At 51.8% G+C, this 20,549-nt stretch carries 14 protein-coding genes and 2 pseudogenes; 8 read left to right on the top strand and 8 right to left on the bottom strand.

What is annotated here, in order from left to right; genetic code table 11:
- Nucleotides 1–56: 56 nt before the first annotated feature.
- Nucleotides 57–803 (bottom strand): MBL fold metallo-hydrolase, encoded by a 747-nt coding sequence (locus ACE5KN_RS06190; protein ID WP_375524487.1) that lies wholly within the window; start codon nt 801–803, stop codon nt 57–59.
- 235 nt (nt 804–1,038) lie between these two features.
- Here ACE5KN_RS06190 and ACE5KN_RS06185 point away from each other — a divergent pair, with 235 nt between their 5' ends.
- A complete protein-coding gene (locus tag ACE5KN_RS06185) occupies nt 1,039–1,470 on the top strand; it encodes an Lrp/AsnC family transcriptional regulator (RefSeq protein WP_375524486.1) in 432 nt (143 codons plus the stop codon).
- A 44-nt stretch (nt 1,471–1,514) separates the two neighbouring features.
- Nucleotides 1,515–2,075: a delta-aminolevulinic acid dehydratase gene (locus ACE5KN_RS06180; RefSeq protein WP_375524485.1), complete on the top strand. Its 561-nt coding sequence runs from the start codon at nt 1,515–1,517 to the stop codon at nt 2,073–2,075.
- Nucleotides 2,076–2,139: 64 nt separating this feature from the next.
- Here the strand turns inward: ACE5KN_RS06180 and ACE5KN_RS06175 are convergent, their stop codons facing one another.
- The gene (locus ACE5KN_RS06175; protein WP_375524484.1) at nt 2,140–4,260 is read right to left on the bottom strand and encodes a helix-turn-helix domain-containing protein; all 2,121 of its coding nucleotides are present in this window, start codon (nt 4,258–4,260) and stop codon (nt 2,140–2,142) included.
- A gap of 114 nt (nt 4,261–4,374) precedes the next feature.
- Between ACE5KN_RS06175 and ACE5KN_RS06170 the strand changes: the two genes are divergently transcribed.
- From ACE5KN_RS06170 to ACE5KN_RS06160, 3 genes and pseudogenes are all read left to right on the top strand, one after another.
- Nucleotides 4,375–5,613, top strand: coding sequence for an MFS transporter (locus ACE5KN_RS06170; RefSeq protein WP_375524483.1), 1,239 nt, complete (start codon nt 4,375–4,377; stop codon nt 5,611–5,613).
- A gap of 34 nt (nt 5,614–5,647) precedes the next feature.
- Complete coding sequence (locus ACE5KN_RS06165) at nt 5,648–7,090, top strand: M20 family metallopeptidase (RefSeq protein ID WP_375524482.1); 1,443 nt, start codon at nt 5,648–5,650, stop codon at nt 7,088–7,090.
- Between the two features lie 4 nt (nt 7,091–7,094).
- Nucleotides 7,095–7,289: pseudogene (locus ACE5KN_RS06160) on the top strand (serine dehydratase beta chain); the annotation flags it as partial.
- A 161-nt stretch (nt 7,290–7,450) separates the two neighbouring features.
- On the opposite strand, the gene ACE5KN_RS06155 reads toward ACE5KN_RS06160, so the two are convergent.
- The 3 genes from ACE5KN_RS06155 to ACE5KN_RS06145 form a co-directional block, all read right to left on the bottom strand.
- Entirely contained in the window at nt 7,451–13,867 is a 6,417-nt protein-coding gene (locus tag ACE5KN_RS06155; RefSeq protein ID WP_375524481.1) for a phosphodiester glycosidase family protein, read from the bottom strand.
- A 146-nt stretch (nt 13,868–14,013) separates the two neighbouring features.
- A complete protein-coding gene (locus ACE5KN_RS06150; RefSeq protein WP_375524480.1) occupies nt 14,014–14,958 on the bottom strand; it encodes a hypothetical protein in 945 nt (314 codons plus the stop codon).
- A complete protein-coding gene (locus ACE5KN_RS06145) occupies nt 14,918–15,520 on the bottom strand; it encodes an RNA polymerase sigma factor (RefSeq protein WP_375524479.1) in 603 nt (200 codons plus the stop codon). The genes ACE5KN_RS06150 and ACE5KN_RS06145 overlap by 41 nt, the downstream gene beginning before the upstream one ends.
- Nucleotides 15,521–15,839: 319 nt before the next feature.
- On the opposite strand from ACE5KN_RS06145, the gene ACE5KN_RS06140 reads away from it, so the two are divergent.
- Nucleotides 15,840–16,682 (top strand): class I SAM-dependent methyltransferase, encoded by an 843-nt coding sequence (locus ACE5KN_RS06140; protein WP_375524478.1) that lies wholly within the window; start codon nt 15,840–15,842, stop codon nt 16,680–16,682.
- Here the strand turns inward: ACE5KN_RS06140 and ACE5KN_RS06135 are convergent.
- Nucleotides 16,618–16,883: pseudogene (locus ACE5KN_RS06135) on the bottom strand (VOC family protein). The gene ACE5KN_RS06140 and the pseudogene ACE5KN_RS06135 sit on opposite strands and share 65 nt — an antisense overlap.
- Before the next feature lie 108 nt (nt 16,884–16,991).
- On the opposite strand from ACE5KN_RS06135, the gene ACE5KN_RS06130 reads away from it, so the two are divergent.
- Complete coding sequence (locus ACE5KN_RS06130) at nt 16,992–17,498, top strand: tetratricopeptide repeat protein (RefSeq protein WP_375524477.1); 507 nt, start codon at nt 16,992–16,994, stop codon at nt 17,496–17,498.
- A gap of 42 nt (nt 17,499–17,540) precedes the next feature.
- The gene (locus ACE5KN_RS06125; protein WP_375524476.1) at nt 17,541–18,416 is read left to right on the top strand and encodes a pentapeptide repeat-containing protein; all 876 of its coding nucleotides are present in this window, start codon (nt 17,541–17,543) and stop codon (nt 18,414–18,416) included.
- 92 nt (nt 18,417–18,508) lie between these two features.
- Here ACE5KN_RS06125 and ACE5KN_RS06120 read toward each other — a convergent pair whose 3' ends face one another.
- Nucleotides 18,509–19,204 (bottom strand): copper homeostasis protein CutC, encoded by a 696-nt coding sequence (locus tag ACE5KN_RS06120; protein ID WP_375524475.1) that lies wholly within the window; start codon nt 19,202–19,204, stop codon nt 18,509–18,511.
- A gap of 126 nt (nt 19,205–19,330) precedes the next feature.
- Nucleotides 19,331–20,530, bottom strand: a complete 1,200-nt coding sequence (locus tag ACE5KN_RS06115; protein ID WP_375524474.1) for a DHH family phosphoesterase — start codon at nt 20,528–20,530, stop codon at nt 19,331–19,333.
- Between the last annotated feature and the right edge of the window lie 19 nt (nt 20,531–20,549).

Here is a 20,549-nt window from a genome sequence, read left to right as displayed (position 1 = left end):
CACGTTTTTTTAATTTTATTTCATTTTCCGTGATCAAACCGGGCAATTTTTACGTATTATACCCATTCCCCATCGTCCGGGATGATAACCCTTTCAAGCAACCCCTCCTGCTTCAGCCTGCCGCGCAAATCCGCTCTTGTGGCAAGACAGTGGTTGATCGCATCCATGTGTACGGCCACCACCTTGGTATATGGCGCATACTGGCAAAGATGCACCACATCCCTCTCATCCATCGTAATCGGATCACCCGCATTAAACCGTGCTCCTCCGGCATTAACCACCGTTATATCCGGCTGATTGGCATCCAATGCGTTCTGCACATCGTCACACCAAATGGTATCCCCGGCAATATACAGCGTCGGCTCACCTTCCGCTTTGAGAACAAAGCCGGATACGGGACCCATTCGCTTCCCGATCCCCCCTGTGCCGTGCTGCCCGCCGGTTCGGAAAATCGTCACGCCTTTGAAGGTGATGTGCTCACTTATCTCAGATACAAAGCTGAAACCGGCAGATGTGATGGACGCTTTATCCTCCGGCTGACATAGAATCGGTGTTGATTTTGGCAGCACTGCTATCGCTGCTTCATCCCAATGATCCGGATGCAAGTGTGTTACAAGTACGATGTCCGGATTAATCAGACCATCCACGGTAAAAGGAAGTTGCACGAGCGGATTGCGGCGGTCGTTCGGCGTATTGATGACCGGCGGGTTCGCCCCGGCGTCACTGAACATCGGGTCAACCAGGAACTGTGTTCCCGCATATTCCAGCCACAGCGTGGCATGGCGTATTAATTGAAGCTTCATTATTCTGCACCCCTTATCTTTCAGATCATGATTCTGCTAAAATTAAGAAAATGCCTTCCGGCGTACTCTCAAGAAGTTAGAGCGCGTTTGGCGGGAAGTTTTTCTTATGATTAGAATTACTTTAGCTTTGCTGAATCTCTGAAGCTTCTTTAATCGTAAACTAAATAAACGAGAAGGTAATCATCACCGTGAATGGAAAAACCGCTTTCTACTTTCACGCTGAAAGGAAATTACGATGTTAAGCAATCAAACGATCGATGAAGTCGATTTGCGGATTCTGAAGCACTTGCTGGAGGACGCCTCCCAATCCTACAAAGCCATCGGCCAGCTCGTGCACCTGACCGGGCAGGCAGTGGGAGCCCGCGTACGGAAAATGCAGGATCTTGGTGTGATTGAAGGAACGACCCTGCGCTGGAATCCGGACAAAATCGGCCAGTCGGTGCACGCCTTTGTAACTGTTTTCCTGACCTCCAACACGGCCCACTCATCCTTTCGGGCATTCGCTGCACAAAGCGAGCAGGTGGCTGAGATACACCGTGTAAGCGGCGAAGGCTGTTATTGGCTGCGGGTACGCGTCGGATCACCGCCGGAGCTGAATGATTTCCTCGACAGGCTTCTGAAGTATGGAAATTATAAAGTAAGCTTGTCCATTGGACAACTCAAATAGAACATGAACCGTGCTATGAAATTACATAATTATGGAGGTTAGGAATGAGCAAACCAGTTATGAGCGTCGCTCTGGTATGCGGGCCGGATTGCGATCTGGAAACACAGGCCATGCGTGCCGCGCTTGAGTATTTTGGTGCACGAGTTATCACTTATTGGATTGGCAGGCCGAACGATTTCATCCCCCTTTTGTCCGGTGAAGATCTGTATAACGACACGGAAGTGATCGTTTTCAATTTTCATGGTTGCGAAGGCAAATTTGTCATGCCGGAATTGGACATTGACGTATACGAAGAGGGGGAGCCGCAGGGTGACTTTGGATCAGAGGAGATACTGCGCTATACAAAGCTGGACGGAAAAGCGGTCATCGGGAATGGATGCACTTTGGGTGATCCCAAATTGGCCCGGGCCTTTATCGACTGCGGCTGCCGGGTTTACATTGGGCCGGATGATTATCCGGATGGCAATGATGAACTGATGTTTGTTATAAGGTTATTTTATGAAATGATCCAAAATCACAGGAGTCTGGAAGAGGCCTTCCGAATTGCCAGATCAATGAATGACGAACTGTCTATGTACAAGATTTATGTGAACTCCCGTACGTAACCTAAGCATTGCGGTAATCTGAAAAGCTGACGCTCATCCAAATCGGCGCCAGCTCATGCGTATTCTACTGCGGATGTGCCTTTGGCAGGGTCTGACGAAGGTAGCAAGCAAGCTGCAATTGGAGCAGATGCTCCTGGTTGTTAAAAGACATGCCCAGAATCTCCTCTATTTTATGAATCCGTTGATACAGGGTGTTGATATGAATATGAAGGGCTGCTGCGGTTTGAGCTGCAGACCCTCCGCAAGCCATATAAGTGATAAGCGTCTCCTCAAGGGCACCGGCGTTTCCTTTGGCAGGCCGCAGCGGCTCGAACACCTCGGCAATAAAAGCATTGAGATCCTCGGCCGGCTGACGGATAAACAAACGGTTAACACCGATGTCCGTATAACGGATCAGGTTTTGCTCACCTCTCGTTTTTTGATAAGCAAGAGCCTTGTCCGCTTCCTGATAGCTTGTGTTGATCGCGTCCCTTCCGGAACGCACGGATCCCAGCCCTCCAAAGAATCTGACGCTATTCTTATGCCCCCATACCTGCAAAAAGGTCATGAGCTTCTTTTCCAATTCCCCGGGTTTATACGCTTCAGGCACTACGAACAGCAATGTAATCCGACGTTCGATGCCAAAAGCAATAGGCATGATTCCTGAGGTCATCCGCTCTCTCAGAGACGATACAAGCTGAACTGACAACGTGTTGAGTGTAGAAGGGTTGGCTGAATTAGCGGGTTCGGCAAATTCCAGAAGTCCTACCACAACGGAAGTAGAAGCGCTGATGCCGATCTCCCCCGATTTTTCCCAATAATCTTCGGTATCCTTGCTAAATCTGAGATCATTGAAAAATTGATGTGTTTTCTTGAAATAAAATTCGACAACAGACTGCTTGCGCATCAGCTCCAGAGCCAAAATAGAACTGCCCTGCTCCAGGGCAACGAGCTGCAGCGCATCCAGTTCCCCTTCCATCTGTATGATAAGGTAACCCAAGCACTCATTCGCCGATGCAATCGGGAACAGATACTGATGGGGCTGTTTGCCTTCGCCTTCCATATGTGTCAAGTAATTGGGCGGGCGCAGTGACCGGTACAGCTTGCGCAGCTCTTCGCTGTTCCAGCCTGCAGCCTCTTTTCCATGTTTGGGATACCACTCGTTATCGATAAAATCCACAAAGGCAATGGGCACCCCGACGACTCGTGTCAGTTCCCCCACAATGGAGCCAACGCCTCTGTTCTGCAGTGACAACTGCATGAGCGAAGAGTGAATCTCATCACGTTTGATGAGAGTCTCATTCTGTTTGCTCAAATGCTCATAGAGCTTGGCGTTGGTTATGGCAATGGATACCTGGTCGGCGAAGCTTTGCAGCAGCCTGACATCCGAGTCCGTAAATAGTGGAACCGTACCTTTTTGATATACGATAAGCACACATTCAGGCTGTCCCTCCACTTGGATCGGAACCGAGATAATTGAGCAGATATTTTCGAAATCGTACGCGGTATACAAATGATGCTTGTTTTCCTCTGTCATATTGCCAAAGTCCTCTTCCAGCATCGTCATGCTTTTATAGAGCCTTGGCTCTCCCCTCAAAAATGTTTTGCCAATGATCCCCTCGCCCGGCTTCAGCTTCATTTTCATCATGCCTTCGCCCATCTCTCCTGCCCTGGCCTTGACCGTCAGTGCGTCTGTGACAGGATCATATCTCCATAAAACGCCGATACATTCATACGGAATAACGGAGAGCGCGCTCACAAGAATGCGGCTCAACAGCTCATTCAGATCCAGGAGCTGCGTCACGTCACGGATGCTGTTCATCATTTCATTTAAGGCCCTCTGATGCTTTTTAGCAATAACCTCGGTGTAGTACGGGGAAAACCACGACGAAAGCGATACCAGCTCCTCAACCGTGAAATTCCAGCTCTTAAAAACTCGAACCGCAATACATACATTATTATCGTATGGAAGAAAAGCTAACGTACAATCTGCGGATTCAAGAACATATTCCGGCTGCTGAAGCGGCAGCATTTTATGAAAAAAAGGAGGTTCTCCTCCTGCATTTCCTCTTGATTCGATTATGGTCCAGTCTGACCAATTGCGGCTGATCCACACCTCGTAATCACAGTCTCTCAAGCGTTCATACAGGATGCCGTGCACAATCCCTTTCAATTCCGCCGCCCCCATGTCAATGTAGGTTTTCATATAATAATGGCTCTAATTATACATATATACACATTGTAATAAAACCCCTTCATCCTGTAATTTGAGTATAATCAATAAAATGATATGACAATGGATGAGAAAGAAGGTAACACGATGTCCAAAATCACTCAGAGCAAAAACTTCAAGTACATCATTCTCGCTCTCTTGTTTCTCGGCTGGTGCCTTGGTAATCTGGACCGCTTCGTAATTAACTATGCTATTGTCGGAATCACACAGGATTTGGGCATGAGCGCATCTGCACAAGGCATTATCCTCAGCAGCTTTTTTCTGGGCTATGCCATCATGCAGATTCCAGGCGGCGCCATGGCAGACCGTTTCGGTTATCGCAAGGTAATCCTCTTCTCATTATTCTCCTGGTCCATTTTCACGATCTTTACCGGCTTTGCCTGGTCTTTTCTCTCTCTTATTCTGGTCCGGTTTCTGTTCGGGATCGGTGAAGGAAGCTTCTTTCCATCCGGCTCTAAAGCCATCGCCATCAATTTCCCCATGAATCAAAGAAGCCGTGCCATGTCCATTATGCTCTCTTCCGCGGCGATTATGGGAGTCATTACACCGATTGTTTCAGGACATGCCCTGGAAACCATTGGCTGGCGCAGCCTCTTCTATATCATTGGTGCTGTGGGAATCCTCATTTCCTTTCTGATGTTCTTTTTCTTAAAAGAGCCTGCCCGGCAACCGGTTCTGTCGGCAGTTGGTGACCGCAAAGAAAAAGCTTCCCTAAAAACAGTACTAAAAACGCCTTTGATCTGGAATTTATTCATCAGCTACTTCAGTATTTATGCCGTCAATTGGGGACTTCAATCCTGGATGCCCACGTATATGGTAAACGTCCGCGGGCTGGATTTGACCCAAATGGGATTGCTTGCTGCCATCCCTGCAGTGGTCAGCATCTTCACCATGATTTTGAGCGGTTATGCGCTGGACCGGATCCCGGCAGGCAAGGACCGGATCATCGGCTCGATTTTCGGAGTATTGGTTGCTTTGTTCCTGTATTTCATGAATACAGCAGGCAGCATCGCCATGTTCGTCACATATCAGACCATCGTTACGGTTTTGGCCGGTTTTATTTCAACGCTGATCATTTCCAAATCCCTTAAAACCATGCCGGAAACGGTTGTAGCTACGGCTAACGGCTTCATTAACACCGGAGCTCAGCTCGCCGGTTTCCTGACCCCCATGCTGATCGGATTCTTGGTGGATGCTTCAGGCGGTTCATATACGACAGCTTTTATCATGCTGATTGGGTTTTCCGTAATCTGCTCTGTCTCCCTTATGTTCAACCGCCGCTCCGGTGCCGGCATTTCGGCAGAAGCACAAACCGCTTCTCCTTAACGCCAGATTAATTATAAAAGTCGAGGTGCTGTTCATGAATTCAATCAAAGATGTAACACAGTATGTATCTGATGTAATTGAAAGAAAACGCGATCTGTTTACAGCAGCTAGTGATAAGGTGTGGTCTTTCGCAGAGACACGTTTCAATGAATTTCAATCGGCTGAGCTGCTGATTCAAGTGCTGGAATCGGAGGGCTTCTCCATTCAGCGCGGTGTTGCAGGGTTAGAAACAGGGTTCATTGCATCGTATGGTTCCGGCAGCCCGGTCATTGCCCTGCTGGGAGAGTATGATGCACTGGCCGATCTGAGTCAGGAAGCCGGGATCAGCACCTTCAGTCCGGTTCAGCCGCGCGGCAACGGTCATGGATGCGGGCATAACCTGCTTGGCGTAGGTGCTTTGGCCGCTGCCGTGGCGGTCAAGGACTACCTTTCAGCACATCCTGACACCAAAGGAACGGTGCGTTTCTATGGCTGTCCCGCTGAAGAGAGCGGCTACGGGAAAACCTATCTCGCCCGAGAAGGTTATTTCAAGGATGCGGATGCGGCCCTTTCATGGCATCCGTATTCCATGAACGCAGTGATGCACGGAAGCTCGAATGCTGTAATTCACGGCACCTTCACCTTCAAGGGCATTAGTGCCCATGCCGCCGCCGCTCCTCATCTGGGACGCAGTGCACTTGATGCTGTGGAGCTGATGAACATTGGGGCCAACTATATGCGTGAACATATGCCGGACCAGGCCAGAGTCCATTATGCCATTACAAATACGGGCGGATTTGCTCCCAATGTTGTACAGGCAGAGGCAGAGGTTACCTATCTCGTACGCGCGCCCAAATCAGCAGAGGTTCACAGCCTGTTCGAGCGTCTGATCAAGATTGCGCAAGGCGCTTCGCTTATGACAGAAACGGAGATGAATTATAAATATGAAGGAGCCTGTGCCAACCTGATCCCTAACAGCACGCTTGAGAAGGTGCTTTATCAAAACCTGGTGGCGCTCGGCGTGCCTGCCTACGATGAGGACGAGTACGCGTTTGCCAAGGCCATTTTCGAGAGCCTGCCTGAGCAAAACAAGCAGGAGGCCAAAACACTGGTGGGCGCGGAGCTTGCAGCACGGCTCACTGAGCGCCCGCTGCCGAATTTTATAGCTCCCTATTCGGATGAACGCGAGGTGTTTCTGGGCGGATCAACCGACGTCGCCGATGTCAGCTGGAATGTGCCAACGGCCCAATGCAGCACAGCCACGATGGCGTTTGGCACCCCGCTTCACACCTGGCAAACGGTTGCCCAGGGGAAAACAACCTATGCTCATAAGGGAATGCTGCTTGCAGCCAAAGCAATGGCGGCAACAGCCATCGAGTCCATCCTGAACCCGGAAATTGTAAAAGAAGCGCAGCGTGAGTTCAAAGAGAGGCTTGGAGAAGAGGAATACGATTGTCTTGTTCCTGCAGATGTACATCCTCCAAAACAAGGAGCTTAGCGCATTGAGATTTAAAGATGTATTTTCCATTATCGGCCCGGCTATGATCGGGCCTTCAAGCTCGCATACAGCCGGAGCGGCCCGCATAGGGCGTGCAGCGAGACTATTGTTCGGCGAATGCCCGGCCCATGCTGAAATTTTGATGTATGGTTCCTTTGCTGCAACATACCGGGGGCACGGTACCGACACTGCCACCTTGCGTGAAACTGCCGGAGGCGGACTTGCCCAGACCCCGATAGGGCGTCAAATCATGCATAATTTACAGTACAACTCCAAATGATCACAGGGCCCTAAGCCTTTGAAACAAAAAAACGTGCAATGCCGCGGAAATTGATCGGCATTGCACGTTTTTGAATTTTATCAGTCCCTCTCCAGGCGCTCCAGCAAATTCAGAATGATCTGCGCACTTTCGGCGCGTGTGCCTGTTGCCAAAGGCTGGAACTGTCCTTGACCCCTTCCCTGTATAAGACCTAGCTGGCCAGCGCGGCTGGCGGCCGTACGGGCCCACGTAGGAGCGGTCTCCAGATCGGAGAAGCTGCTGCCCTGCACTTTGTCAGCTGAGTTATCTGCTGAATACTCATAAGCCCTCACCAGTATGGCCGCCATCTCCTGACGGGTAATGGTGCGCTCCGGCTGGAACCGTGCTGCTCCCGTTCCTTGAACCAGCCCGGCCTGACTTGCAAGGCTCACCGCCTCCGCATACCAGCTGCCTGCTTGAATATCAGTGAATACCGGTTCGGCATGCTGTCCTTCAAGACCTAGCGCGCGCACCAGCATGGTGATAAATTCCGCTCTGGTCACTTCTCTGCCCGGCTCGAATCGGTCAGCGGAGACGCCCTCGACCAGCTGTCTGGCAGCCAGCCGCTTCACCGCCCGCTCGGCCCAGTGTCCAAGTGCCAGGTCCGCAAAGGACTTGTCATACTCCAGCGCGGCATAAATCCCGGGCTGGCGAATTTCTGCTGCAATCCGCCCTCCATCCCATATGCCACCGACATACTCGAGCGATCCGTCCTCCGCAATGCGGTAGATTGCGGTAAGCTCCCGGTCTGTCGCCGCATCCGCAGTGAACGATACCCGAAGCGGCTCGGAGAAGGTGTCAGGCGTGAAGCTTTTGCCTGCTGCATCCATGATGCTCATGGACCAATTCCGCACAGGGCCAGCAGCCGACACACTCGCCCCGGAGCGAGTGCTCAGGTCAGCCAATAGACGCTCCTCATTCGCAACCGGCTCAGCCGAGACATTAATCCATGCGGCTGCAGATGAACCGGACGGAAGCTGTCCCGCAAGCTCACTCAGAACGGCTGCAGGAATTTCCAGCTGCACGTCCGCTGCCGTGATGCGCAGCGGAGCCCCCTTCAGGAGGTCTGCTGCATTACCCGGGAGAAGCACCTGTCGCATATCTTCTCCGATGGCAACGGCTGCCGCACCGTCACTGCCGCGAGCAGCAAGCTGCTCCGGTGTAATCACAACAGCACTCTTCGCAGAAGGCGGCGTCGATGTCGATCCTGGTGCAGGCACGGGAACCGCTCCGCCTGCAGCCCCACCGGACGGCCGATCCTTATCCCTGTCACGATCAGGTGATGGTGTCGGTGTCGGTGTTGGCTCGGACGGCCCGCTTGTCACCGTCAGCAGATAGTCTGCCGACCAGGATTCGTACACCGCGCTGATTACTGTTGTTCCTTCCCTTATAGCATTCAACGTTCCTGTATCATCAATCTCGGCAACCGATTCATTTGAGGAGTCAAAATATACTCCCACTGCAAGCGGATAACGAGACCCATCCCCGTATACCGCCTCTGCAACTGCTTTGCCGCGTTCTCCTGTTTCAAGCTCTGCAGGCCCATGAATTTCTATACCGCTTATACCGTCCGCTGCACGCACCACCCGCAGGTTGTATGAGTCTGTCAATCCTTGATACGTTGCGGAAATGACCGTTGTGCCTTCAGCCTTCGCCGTAACGGTTCCTTCCTGATCAATCGTCGCGACATCTTCGTCACTGCTGGCATACGTTACTCCTTCGGTCAATGTCTTGCGGCCGCCGGAAGGATACACTGCCTCCACAATGACGCGGTCCGTTCCGCCCGGTACAAGCTGCTGCTTGCCCTTGACCTCAATTCCGGTCAGCGAACCGGCAACCGTTATGGTGCTTTTGGCCGAAATTTCAGGGTAGCCGTACACCGCCGCCGTTACCGTCGCAGTACCGGTTTTCACAGCCGTTACCACTCCCTGCTCGTCAACCGTTACCGCGCTGTCCGGTCCGGATTGATCCACTGACCATATGATTTTTTTGATAGATGCGTTATCCGGTTGGACCACTGCTTTCAATGCGAGAGTTTCCCCAGGGGCAAGCTCCGCCGTTTCCGGCAGCACCTGAAGCGACTCGGGACGCGCGCCGCCAATGGTGAAACGGTCGATTTCCGTGCCATCCAGCGTTTTGGCTGTTACTGTGATGGCTTCATCCGTAATTTCCACCCCGGTAAAAATCTGCTCATCCTCATCGTAAATCTTCTCCTGCCAGAACCGCTCCGTCAACGCATAGAACTTCGGCCCCGAGGAGCCGCCGATGACGTATCGCGTTCCTTGCCCTTCCGGCACGATGCCGCCGTTTTCCATCGGATAGCTGCGCATGTAAATATGATCATGTCCATTCATCACCAGGTCTACATGATGCTTGTCGAACACCGGCACCCACACCTGCTGTGCCCGTTCATTGGCATAGATACTGCCATACGGTCCCTGATGGAAGAACAGCACCTTCCACTTGCGGTCCGTGTTCGACAGGTCCTCATCCAGCCATCTGGCCTGCTCTTCATAGCTTGCGACAGATCCTTCTGTATTCAGCACGACAAAATGTGTGTCATTGATATCAAAGGAAAAGCTGGAGCCGCGCGTACCGTCCGGTCCGTTCTGCGGATTATGGAACTGGGCCAGGTAATCACCGTTTCCGTTGCTGCCCATAACCTCATGGTTGCCGACAAGCGGAACAAGCGTCGTGTTCATCAGCTCATCCTGCGCAGCGTCAAACCACCAATCCCACTGTTCTTGTTCAAAGCCTTTATCAACCATATCCCCGGCATGCACCAGCATGTCCGCATCCGGCATGTCCTCAAAAGCCTTGTCCAGCGTCTGCCCCCACAGCCCGAATCCGGCCTGATCCCCTGCCTGCGAGTCGCCGATAAACAGGAATTTCGTCGTATCTCCGGCAATTCCGCTGGTGCGGAATGCACCCTGTGTACTCATATGAGAGCCGCCGTCGCCCACACGGTATACATACTCGGTGTCAGGCTCCAGCCCTTTCGCCTCCGCCTTGTGTACACGGATCGTTCCGTCATTGTTCGTGTTATACAGCGAGTTGCTTCCGTTCACGCGGGTAACATTGTCTGCCGCAAAATCCGTGAATTCCGAGCGCTTCACCAGCTCGACCACCGTAACGGTCGTCATCGGATCGGTGTGCCATGTGAAATGCCGCTCGCGTGCGGCATCCGCACCCATCGTTACGTTAATGCTGCGCGGATCGGCCGTGCCCGCATACTCGGCCACCTTGAAGATCATCACAGCGCTGTATTCGTCCCCCTTCACCGCTTGAAGGGTGAAGGTTCCGCTGCTGCGAGTCGCCAGGTCTGTTCGCAGGACTCCCGCAGCATCTGCGGCTGCGCCCGGCACTTCCACACCATCAAGCAGCAGCTTCGCTCCCTCGGCCGCCGGCCCGTTCTCGCCCGTTATAGTGAAGGAAGCCTCATAACCCTGGGCAATTTCATACGGATTCCAGTTCAGGCCAAGCTTTGTGCGGACGACAGCTTCCACATCTGCACCTGTGAAGGAAATCGGCTGGCCTGCTCCCTTGGTGGAAGTCACCGAGCCGGACGCAAAAGCGATAGTCAGCGGCTTGGACAATGGCTGCACCGCTTCCTCCAGCGTATGCGGACCGATATAATCGCTTTTTACCTTATAGCGGATTTGCCCGATCAGCTCGTCGTCCGCAAGACCCGCTTCATTTAGGCCGTGCAGCTCCAGCGTAACCGTTCCCCCTTCAATCTTCGGAACAAGCTGGGCTTCGCTTACCTTGCTTCCCCGCACAACCTCCAGTTCTGATACAGCCGCAGGATCAAACCGGAAAGCCACATGCCCTTCCTTCAGCTCGGCAGCCTTCTCGGCAGAAATGTCCAATGTATACGTTTGGCCGGCATACAACGTATCCGGTGTGTCGTACACATAGAACGGCGAACCGAGGTTAACGGTAAAATACCACTCTTGTATCGTCTGATTGCCGCTCAGATCGCGCACCGCCACCTTGACTTTATGCCGCCCTTCGGTTAAAGGAGTTTTCGGCTTGTAGGAAATCTGTCCTTTTGGCGGATAAAACCCGTATTCCACCTGCTGCCCGTCAATATAGACACGAATCGTATCCGGATCGATCAAGGTCGTCCCCGGATGCTGCACCGGGTCATAACCGTCATCTTCGGCTGTCACTGAAATGGTTGGCGTGCCCGTTTTCACCATTTCATTCGGTGCCGGAACCATATCCTTGAAAATAGGCGGAGTTCTGTCCTCCTCGAGAGGACCGTAGATCGCCCGGATATCGTCGATGTAAATCGCACCGGCCGTTTTATTCGTATTCTTCGTCTCCATGTATCTGACAGGCATATCCATGGTCAGCGGTGTTGACTTGCCCTTGGGCACCTCGACCTCTACATACTTCCAGCCTGTCCAGTCGACACCGATGTTCTGCTCGGTGAAGTTGACCGGGACAGCGGCGTTGGCGCCGTCCCGAAGCTGGCCGCGCAGCCAGTGCTTCTGCCCGTCGCCATAGACCCACATGCTGATTTTCTCCGGATAACCCGGGATCTGGATCCGGCTATCGGTTGAGGTAGCCGTCAGGTAGGCTCCCGACGTTCCCGTCGTGCCTGTAAAATCGTATTCCAGCTTCACCGCCCGGCTTCCGCTACGCACATAATCGGGATCGGTCACCTCCGAGATGGACACATTGTTCGCCAGTGTGCTGCTTGCTTTGTAGCTGCCAATGCCATCCTCGAAATCCTCCAGCATAACCGGCGGAAGGCCCACATTCACCTCAAAGGAAGCCTCGACATTTCCATAAGTGACATAGATTTTGCCCTTGGCCCCGTTCTGATCGGTGGCCGTGAACACGCCATGCTCGTCAACGGTGCCGATGTCGCCCTCCACACGCCATGCAAAGCTCTCATTACCCGCCTGGATGGTCTGTCCGTTGCGCAGCGCCTTTACGGAAAGGACCGCCTTCTCACCGTTCGAATAAGTCATGACCTGGTCCGGGAATTCCAGCGCCGTCAGCTTGTCCACGACCTCAATCTGCGCGGTTCCCGCCGCATTTCCGGCAGATGCCCGTACTGTGCCTGTTCCGGCTGTCTGCCCGGCTGTGAACACCCCGCTGCTGTCAATGGTGCCAAGCGCGGGGTCCACCTCCCAGCTCAACTCCCCCTGATAAGGAGCCGGATGACCATTAGCATCGATGCCTGCCGCCTTGAAGGTGAATGAAGCTCCCTGCAAAATCCGTTCCGCTCCCGGCTCAACTGCCAGCCTGGAGGCGGCAGTCTCCTCCGGAGCGGTATTGACAAGCAGCAATCCGTTGCCGATTTTGCGCTCATAACCGTCCGAGCCCTGATTCATCATCTGAACGCCTTCTGTTCCCGGCATGCGGGCCACCAGTGTGGACGAGCCGCCTCCGTCCAGATTTATGGCGTTCACTACGCCCATTTCCTGCATGATGGAGGCCAGTTCAGCCGTCTCCATGCCCTCGCTGAAGCCTGGAGCCCGTCCGTCCACCTCGAACAGAACGATGCTGCCGTCCGCCTTCGTTCCGATCGCTGTCCGCGGATGCACGCCGGACGGTCCCACTCCGGTCTGTACAACCCCATCTTTTACGAGTGGCCCTTGCCCGCCGATGGCCAGCTCCGCTTCACTCCACTCGCCTTCCAGAGCAAAGCTGGCAGTGAACTCATCACCTGCCTTGAGTCCTTGGGTAAGTGTACGCTTATCACCGGATGCCGACAGGACCACCTGGCCCTCCCGCAGCGGGGTGTCTCCCTGATTCCGCCGCACTTCGGCCACCTTCAGCCTCATCGTCTGCCCGCTCTTCACTTCCCCCTCCAGCACATCCAGTACAAATTCGTCGCCTTCGCTGGACGACTTCGTGGAGGCGGAATAATCAGGAGTGAACAGCACAAGCTGATTCTCGCCGCGGAGGCGGTTAATGCTCGTCAGATTGGACGTCTGCCCGCCGATGGTTATGCTCTTCTGCAAAACCGGCTTTCCGTACAGCGAACGTCCGTCGGCTGTCAGCCCGAACGCATACGATGAAGTCCCGCTGTTCAGAATGACGCCTTCATACATGAACAGCCCGTTTGGCACGCCCGTAGCATAACCGGAAATTTCATAGAAATCGCCGTTAATGCCCGCAATGACCCGGTTTCCGGGCTTGTCCGCATAAGCAGCCATTTCCGTAAGCGGCTCCATCCCGTACACCTTTCCGTTTTTCGTGCCTGCACGCAGTTCAAGATGGTCACTCGCCGGATTGAACTGCACCGCATGAATCTTCTGGCGGCCGCGCGTATCCTGCACATCCATCCAGATGTAATTTGCATCAGGCGCAAGTTCCGTCTGCCTCGAATCGATCATTTGGCCATAGCCGGATACCGGCGGCACATCAAATGCCGCCCTCGCGTAAAGCCCCGGCTGAAGCATTGATAGTAATAACAGAAGTACAACAAGAGCATTGATTTGACTTATATACCTTCTCACTTTACCAGCTTCCTCCCTATTGCGTTGTCCACAACATCCTGATTTCCCCTGAACAGGAATAAATGCCACAGCATAGGGAACATCGTACTTTTTTAGTGTAAGCCCGATATTAAGGAGAGGTTTTGTTTCTGTTAACTGATATCGAATTATTTCAAATAGGATCTGGCGATTTCTATCAATTGTTCCTTGGTCAAATTCCCTTTATTGGAATGGATCATATACGCATATCTAAGACCGTTTTCAGGAGCCTCGACAACCCATTCAATCGTCGACGGGTTCCCACTCACGGTGGTATACATCGTTTCCGCTCCATTAATCACAAGCTTCTCTTGATCAAAATGAATCTTTTCATCAATGTACCCCGTAAGCTGATTGCCTGCACCAATATTCCCAATCCTGGTCATGACCTCATCTTTCCCATTCTTGTATACAACACTAATACTAATAAGCTTGTCGGACAGCTCTATCGGCATCATGGCGTAATCCTTGCCCGAAAGCTTGGCCTGCTGCTGCAGTTTTTTGACAATCGCCGCTTTTTCCTCCGGAGATGGAGGATTCACTTCCGTGACAGGATCGAAATAGACCGAAGCAGCTTTAAATTGATATTTTCCCAGGATGGAATCAGGAATCTTGACAGGGTATTTTGCCATTTTGGCCCGTAAAGCGGACAGATTGTTAAAGTTTATTGGCTTGAATCTGGTATCAAGCTCATGATTCGGATTATTGGGCACAACATAAATGAGGGCTGCCATGCCCGCCTTCAACAGCTCATCTCCCAGCTCTCTGCTTCGGATTGCCCGTTTTCTCTCTTCTTCCGTCACCTTCTTATTCGGAGCTTCTTTCAGCGGCTTCACCTCATATAAAACCTCGCCCTGCCGGTTTTTCAACGAAAAATATTTCACCGCGCCAAAAGCTGTAGATACCGTAAGCAGCATACTTGCCATAATCAGCAGCCCGGCTTTGTACTTTAATGAGAATCTCTTGGGCCGCTGTCCGGTGTGCAGCTTCTCCATGACCTTTCCCGAAAAGTCCGTCTCCGGAATCCGGGGATCACGAAAAACGCTTTTTAATTCCTGTTCCTTGTCCAACATCGCAAGCTCCCTCCTCTTTCGCCTCGTTATAAAACTTTCGGAATTTTGCGGCCGTGCGCATGTACTTTTTGCGGAGACTGGCAGGATTTTGCTGCAGGATTTGGCCAATCTCCTGATAGCTGTGGTCCTCAACACAGCGCAAAATTAACAAATTCCGTTCTTCCGCAGTTAGTGATGACAAAGCTTTATGTACATACTCATCAAAATAATTAGCCTCGATTTGCTGCTCTACAGGCCTGTTCTGCTTTTCATCCCGGTAAAAAAAGGGCAGGTACCTGGACAGCTTTCGTCTGCGGATCACGTCGATACAGTGATTGTAAGCCATCCTGTACAGCCAGGCACTGAATGAATTTTCCGGACTGTATTTTTTCAAATTGCGGTAGGCCTTCAGAAATACTTCCTGTCCGCTGTCTTCAGCTTCCTCCAAATGACCGAGCATATGGTAGCAGTAGAGGAAAATCTGCCTTTGATAGCTCTTTACAATCTCTCTGAATTTTTCCGTATCTCCCCCCAACACGTCTGTAATGATCTGCCGTAAATTCGCATCATCCAAGCTGTTCACTTCCTTTCGTCTCATATAACGAATAAGACCACGCCTGATGTGACATAGAGAGAATGACGAAGGAATAATTTTCTATTATGCTTGTAAATATAGAAGAGTTTTTGGATAAGGGGAGTTATCCCAACCATCGTATTGCTTCTGATCTGGATTCATCGTAAATTGATGGGGTCATCACTGCCAAAATTGCTTTCATATCTTGTTTTGGTTATTCTATTTGTCATCTTTTGTTTTATCGGGTTTTGGATGGAGTTCCTCATCATTATTTCATATTTAGGGTTTAACTCGTGACTGTTTTATCTTGGAAGGGGGTATCTGTGACATGAAGGATTACGGCCCGGAGTTATTCAAAGGAACAGCACAGTATTTTTCCAAATACCGCCCGGCTTACCCGGCTGAATTAATCAGATGGATCGTGAACCGTTTTGAGTTGAATGGAAAAGGCAAGCTTCTTGATTTGGGCTGCGGAACAGGGCAATTCACCGTTAGATTCGCGGATTGGTTTGAAAGAATTACAGGCTTGGATAATGAAGCGGAAATGCTGCAGGAGGCGCACCGGATAACCGAAGAAATGCGGATTTGCAATGTGGATTGGGTTCATGGAAATGCAGAGAACTATATTAATGAGCTTAAGCATGAGTCTTTTAAACTTGTCATCATTGCCAAGGCGTTCCACTGGATGGACAGAGCGCGTGTGCTTGAGCTGTTATATCCCTGGATTGAACAGAACGGCGGTGTAGCCATTATTGACAGCTATACCCCTGACAGGCAGGAGCCGACAGATTGGCAAATTGCAGTCGATGAGGTTGTTAAAAAATGGTACGGTCCTGAAAGAAGAGCTGGAAGTTCCACCTACACTCATCCCACCGTCAGTCACGAAGATATCGTTGCAGCTTCCCCCTTTGAAGTAGAAGTGCACAGGCTGCCAATTTACGAGCATACATGGACCATTGAATCGATCATTGGAAATCTGTATTCAACCTCCTATGGGGCCAGACGATTCCTTGGAGATCAGGCGGCTTTATTCGAAAAAGATCTGGAGGAAGCCTTGCTAAGCCTCGACAGCAGCGGGAAATTCAAGGCTCCTATACACACCTCAATTATTTTGGCCGTGAAGAATCATGAAGCAGATTCTCCCACTCTTCCAGGGACAGCTTTTCGGTAATATGCCTGAGCTCATCCGGCACATCGACATAACACATCAATTCCAAGCTGTTGCCATCCGGATCTTCAAAGTAAACCGAGGCATTTCCCTGATTGGGTCTTTGTCTCTCCATGCCAGCTTTAAGCCTAATTTTTGATAGAATGCGATGGAGACTTCTAAATTTTTCACAGGCAAGTGCGCTTCATATAAACCTTGTATCATTACGTCACACCCTTATATGATTTTTTTCCAATGGCGTCTCAATAAACAACACTATATATTTTATGTTAATATATGACAAGATCAGTATGAGGAAGGGATAAAACATCTATGACCAGAGAACGTTTAGCCGAAGCTATTCAAATGCGGGAGGAAGGAAGGGCCAAACAGGACCAAGATATCCTTAAAAATGCAATAGCCCTTTTACTGGAACTGGACGCCGCCTGCCCCAATGACGCAGAGATTGTCTTCCAGCTTGGAGTGGCTCATGACAATTCCGGATTGGGAGAACAGGCGATTCCTTACTATGTGCGGGCACTGGATTTAGGTTTATCCGGACCGGACCTGGAAAGATGCTTGCTCGGGCTTGGGAGCACATACCGATATCTGGGACATTATGAGCAGGCTGAAGCAACGCTGCGCCGGGGAGTTGCAGAATTCCCTGACAACCGGGCGCTGCAGGTCCTTCATGCAATGGCTCTATATAATACTCATTCCTATAAGGAAGCCATGGAAATCGTGCTGACCAATCTGCTGGAGACGACCTCGGACGAAAAGCTTCAATACTTCAAACGTGGTCTGATGTATTATGCCCAGCATCTTGATGAAACTTGGTGAACCCGATTGCCCGGCCAAACGCCGCTATGAATCTAAAGCTTAATGGTTAGGAGAACTACTTATATGAATATACAGAAATTTCCCTCTAACAGCCGCCACAATCTGCAAGCTGATTGCGAGAGCTGCTTCGGGTTATGCTGTGTCGCGCTTCCGTTCGCCGCATCTGCCGATTTTGCTGCCGATAAAGACGCGGGACAGCCCTGCCCCAATCTGCGGGCGGACTTCCGCTGCGGCATTCATGACAGCCTTAGAGAGCGGGGCTTTAAAGGCTGTACTGTATTTGACTGTTTTGGTGCGGGGCAAAAGGTATCCCAGTTTACGTACAAAGGACAAGACTGGCGTCATCAGCCGGAATCCGCAAAGCAAATGTTTAATGTCTTTTTGCTCATGCGCCAGCTTCATGAACTGCTCTGGTACCTGAATGAAGCATTGACGCTGGAAGCGGCTCGTCCCATTCATGACAGGCTCCGTTCGACGTTGAATCAAACTGAGGATTTTACCCGGCTTGATCCCGCTGCCCTGATGGAGCTTGATATCAACGCGCACCGTGCTGACGTCAATGCCCTGCTTCTGCAGACCAGTGAACTGGTAAGAGACGATGCGCTGCGACGGCATAAACCGTCACGTCGCAGAAAGAATTACGGACGTGGAGCGGATTTGATCGGTGCCAAGCTGAAGGGGGCGGATATGAGAGGCGTTAATTTGCGGGGAGCCTACCTGATTGCTGCCGACCTGAGAAGCGCGGATTTAAGAGGCGCAGATCTGATCGGAGCCGACTTTCGGGACACAGACCTCCGCGGAGCCGATCTCAGCGAAAGTCTCTTTCTTACCCAGTTTCAAGTCAACGCCGCAATCGGAGATAGCTCGACCAGGCTGCCCGCATCGCTCACCCGTCCGGCGCATTGGGCTGCCTCTTAATCTCCGCTGTAAATCACTTCTTGTCACTTTATCATGAACGAAATAAATTGCAGTTTTCAAAATTGGGTTGGGCAGCTCCAACCCAACTGTATTTATTGCAGGCGACGTTTGATCCGGCGTACCGATTCCGGAACGATAGGCCCATCCAACCTCTGTTCCAAACGTACAGCGCGGCCGAAATGAACTTCCTCAACTCCCGTTGCCGCCAGAAAATCAGCAAGGTTACTCTCCGACAGACCGCTGCCCGCAAGAATACGGATCGGTGTGCCTTGCGAACGCCGCTGCAAACGGGCAAGCATGTCCATCCCTTCCACAGCAGTCGGACAGCCACCCGAGCTCAAAATCCGGTCGATTTGCGGAAATTTCACCAGAGTGTCAAAGGCCTCCTCCAAATCACGCGCCTCATCAAATGCCCGATGAAAGGTAACGGACAAGCCCCGTGCCTCAGCCAGCAGAAATGAGAGAGCATCCGTATCGATCCGCCGCTCCTCCGTCAACACACCAAGCACAATCCCGTCGGCCCCCAGGCTCCGGGCGGCCCGAATATCGCGGACCATAACCTCCAGATCTTCCCTGCTGTACCGAAAAGAATGGCTGTGCGGCCGGATCATGACTCGAATGGGCAAAGCAGATACCTGCACGGCCCTCTCGATCAGCCCGATGCTGGGCGTCAGCCCTCCCTCTGAAAGCGCGCTGACCAGCTCAATGCGGTCGGCGCCGCTCTCGTTAAGCTGCAGAATATCGTCAATGGAGGTTGCGATGATCTCCAGCATTTTATTATTGGACAAAGCTTTCACTCCTTCACGGTTTCGTTCAGTACAATTATATCGTCCGGAACATTTGAAGTTAAAGCTTTAGAGGCAAAGAAGCGCCCAAACCGGTCATGGACCATTGGACGCCCCTTCTCTTTACCCCTAACTTTCCGCACCTTTATACCGGCTCACTTCTTCCCTCAGCCAGCGCACGTAAATATCGTCACGTACAAGCCATGCTTTATGCTTCCGCTTCAAATACCGCTCCGCCTCGGCAAAGCTGCCGAACCGATCAGCCGCTGCCTTGCCGCTCCATTCCGTCACCCATTCCTCTTCCTCCATCCTGACAAGCACTTTGGTTCCGTCATGGGTTTCATACAGCGAGCCGGAGGGGGTGCCTTTTACATTGTAGCGATTGCGGAAAGCATCCGGCCGCAACGGCTCCAGCGGGTAGGTTTCCGCCACATAGGACCGGTACACCTCCTCTGTCAGCGTGCAGCCGGAAGCCTTGGCATGTCCGCCCCCGCCATAACGTCCGGCTATTTCCGAGACGTCAATATCGTCGTGAATGGTGCGCAGGCTCATTTTCCGGCCGCCCATATTCAGAATGGCGATATAGTCAAGATGCGGGTTCTCCTTGCCGAGAGCGCTGGCCAGCTCGGAATGGTAGGATTCCGCATGCACTACGCCGACGCATTCTTTGCCGATAAAAATTTGCACGAGTTCCCTGTTCTTGCGGCGGATATATCGTTCAATTTTATCCTCCTCCAGATTCAGCAGCTTCTCCTCGAACTCGTCAAAAGCAAACGGACCGCCGGCATGAAGACGTCCCAGCATTTTTTCCTCGAATTCATCGATGGAGATCATATAAAACAAGTCATTCAGCCGTTTGGCCTGCTGCTTGCCCTCCGTCTCCCATTCCCATGTATCATACAGCCTAACCAGTTCCACGAAATCATCGAGCGCTTGCACAGGCTCCACCAGCTTCTGGCGGATGAGAAAATCGTATAATAACGAGGTCGCTGAGGCTGGCCGGCCATCCCGATGCTCCACGTGCACGGATGCCCACGGATATGTGTTATAATGCAGCGCAGTTTTGTGGTGGTCGATTAGACGCACCTGACCGCCCTGGGCGGCATATTTTTGCAGCCTCTCCTCCACCTCTTCGCTTACCGACAAATCCGTGATCAGCAGCACATCATTGTTTTCCTTTTCCTCTGCCCGGTCCAGATAACGCTCCACCTGCTGGCTGATCCCGCCCACGGAGTTATATCGCACATCAATATCGGTCCCGAACGCATATTTGGCAACAATGCCGCAGCCAACACCGTCCAAATCATTATGTGTGTAAATATGGTACATTTGTAAGGCCTCCTGATAC

Origin of the sequence: Paenibacillus terreus, from assembly GCF_042138595.1 — a bacterium.
GTDB lineage: Bacteria > Bacillota > Bacilli > Paenibacillales > Paenibacillaceae > Paenibacillus > Paenibacillus terreus.
This window is presented reverse-complemented; position numbering and strand designations above follow the sequence as displayed.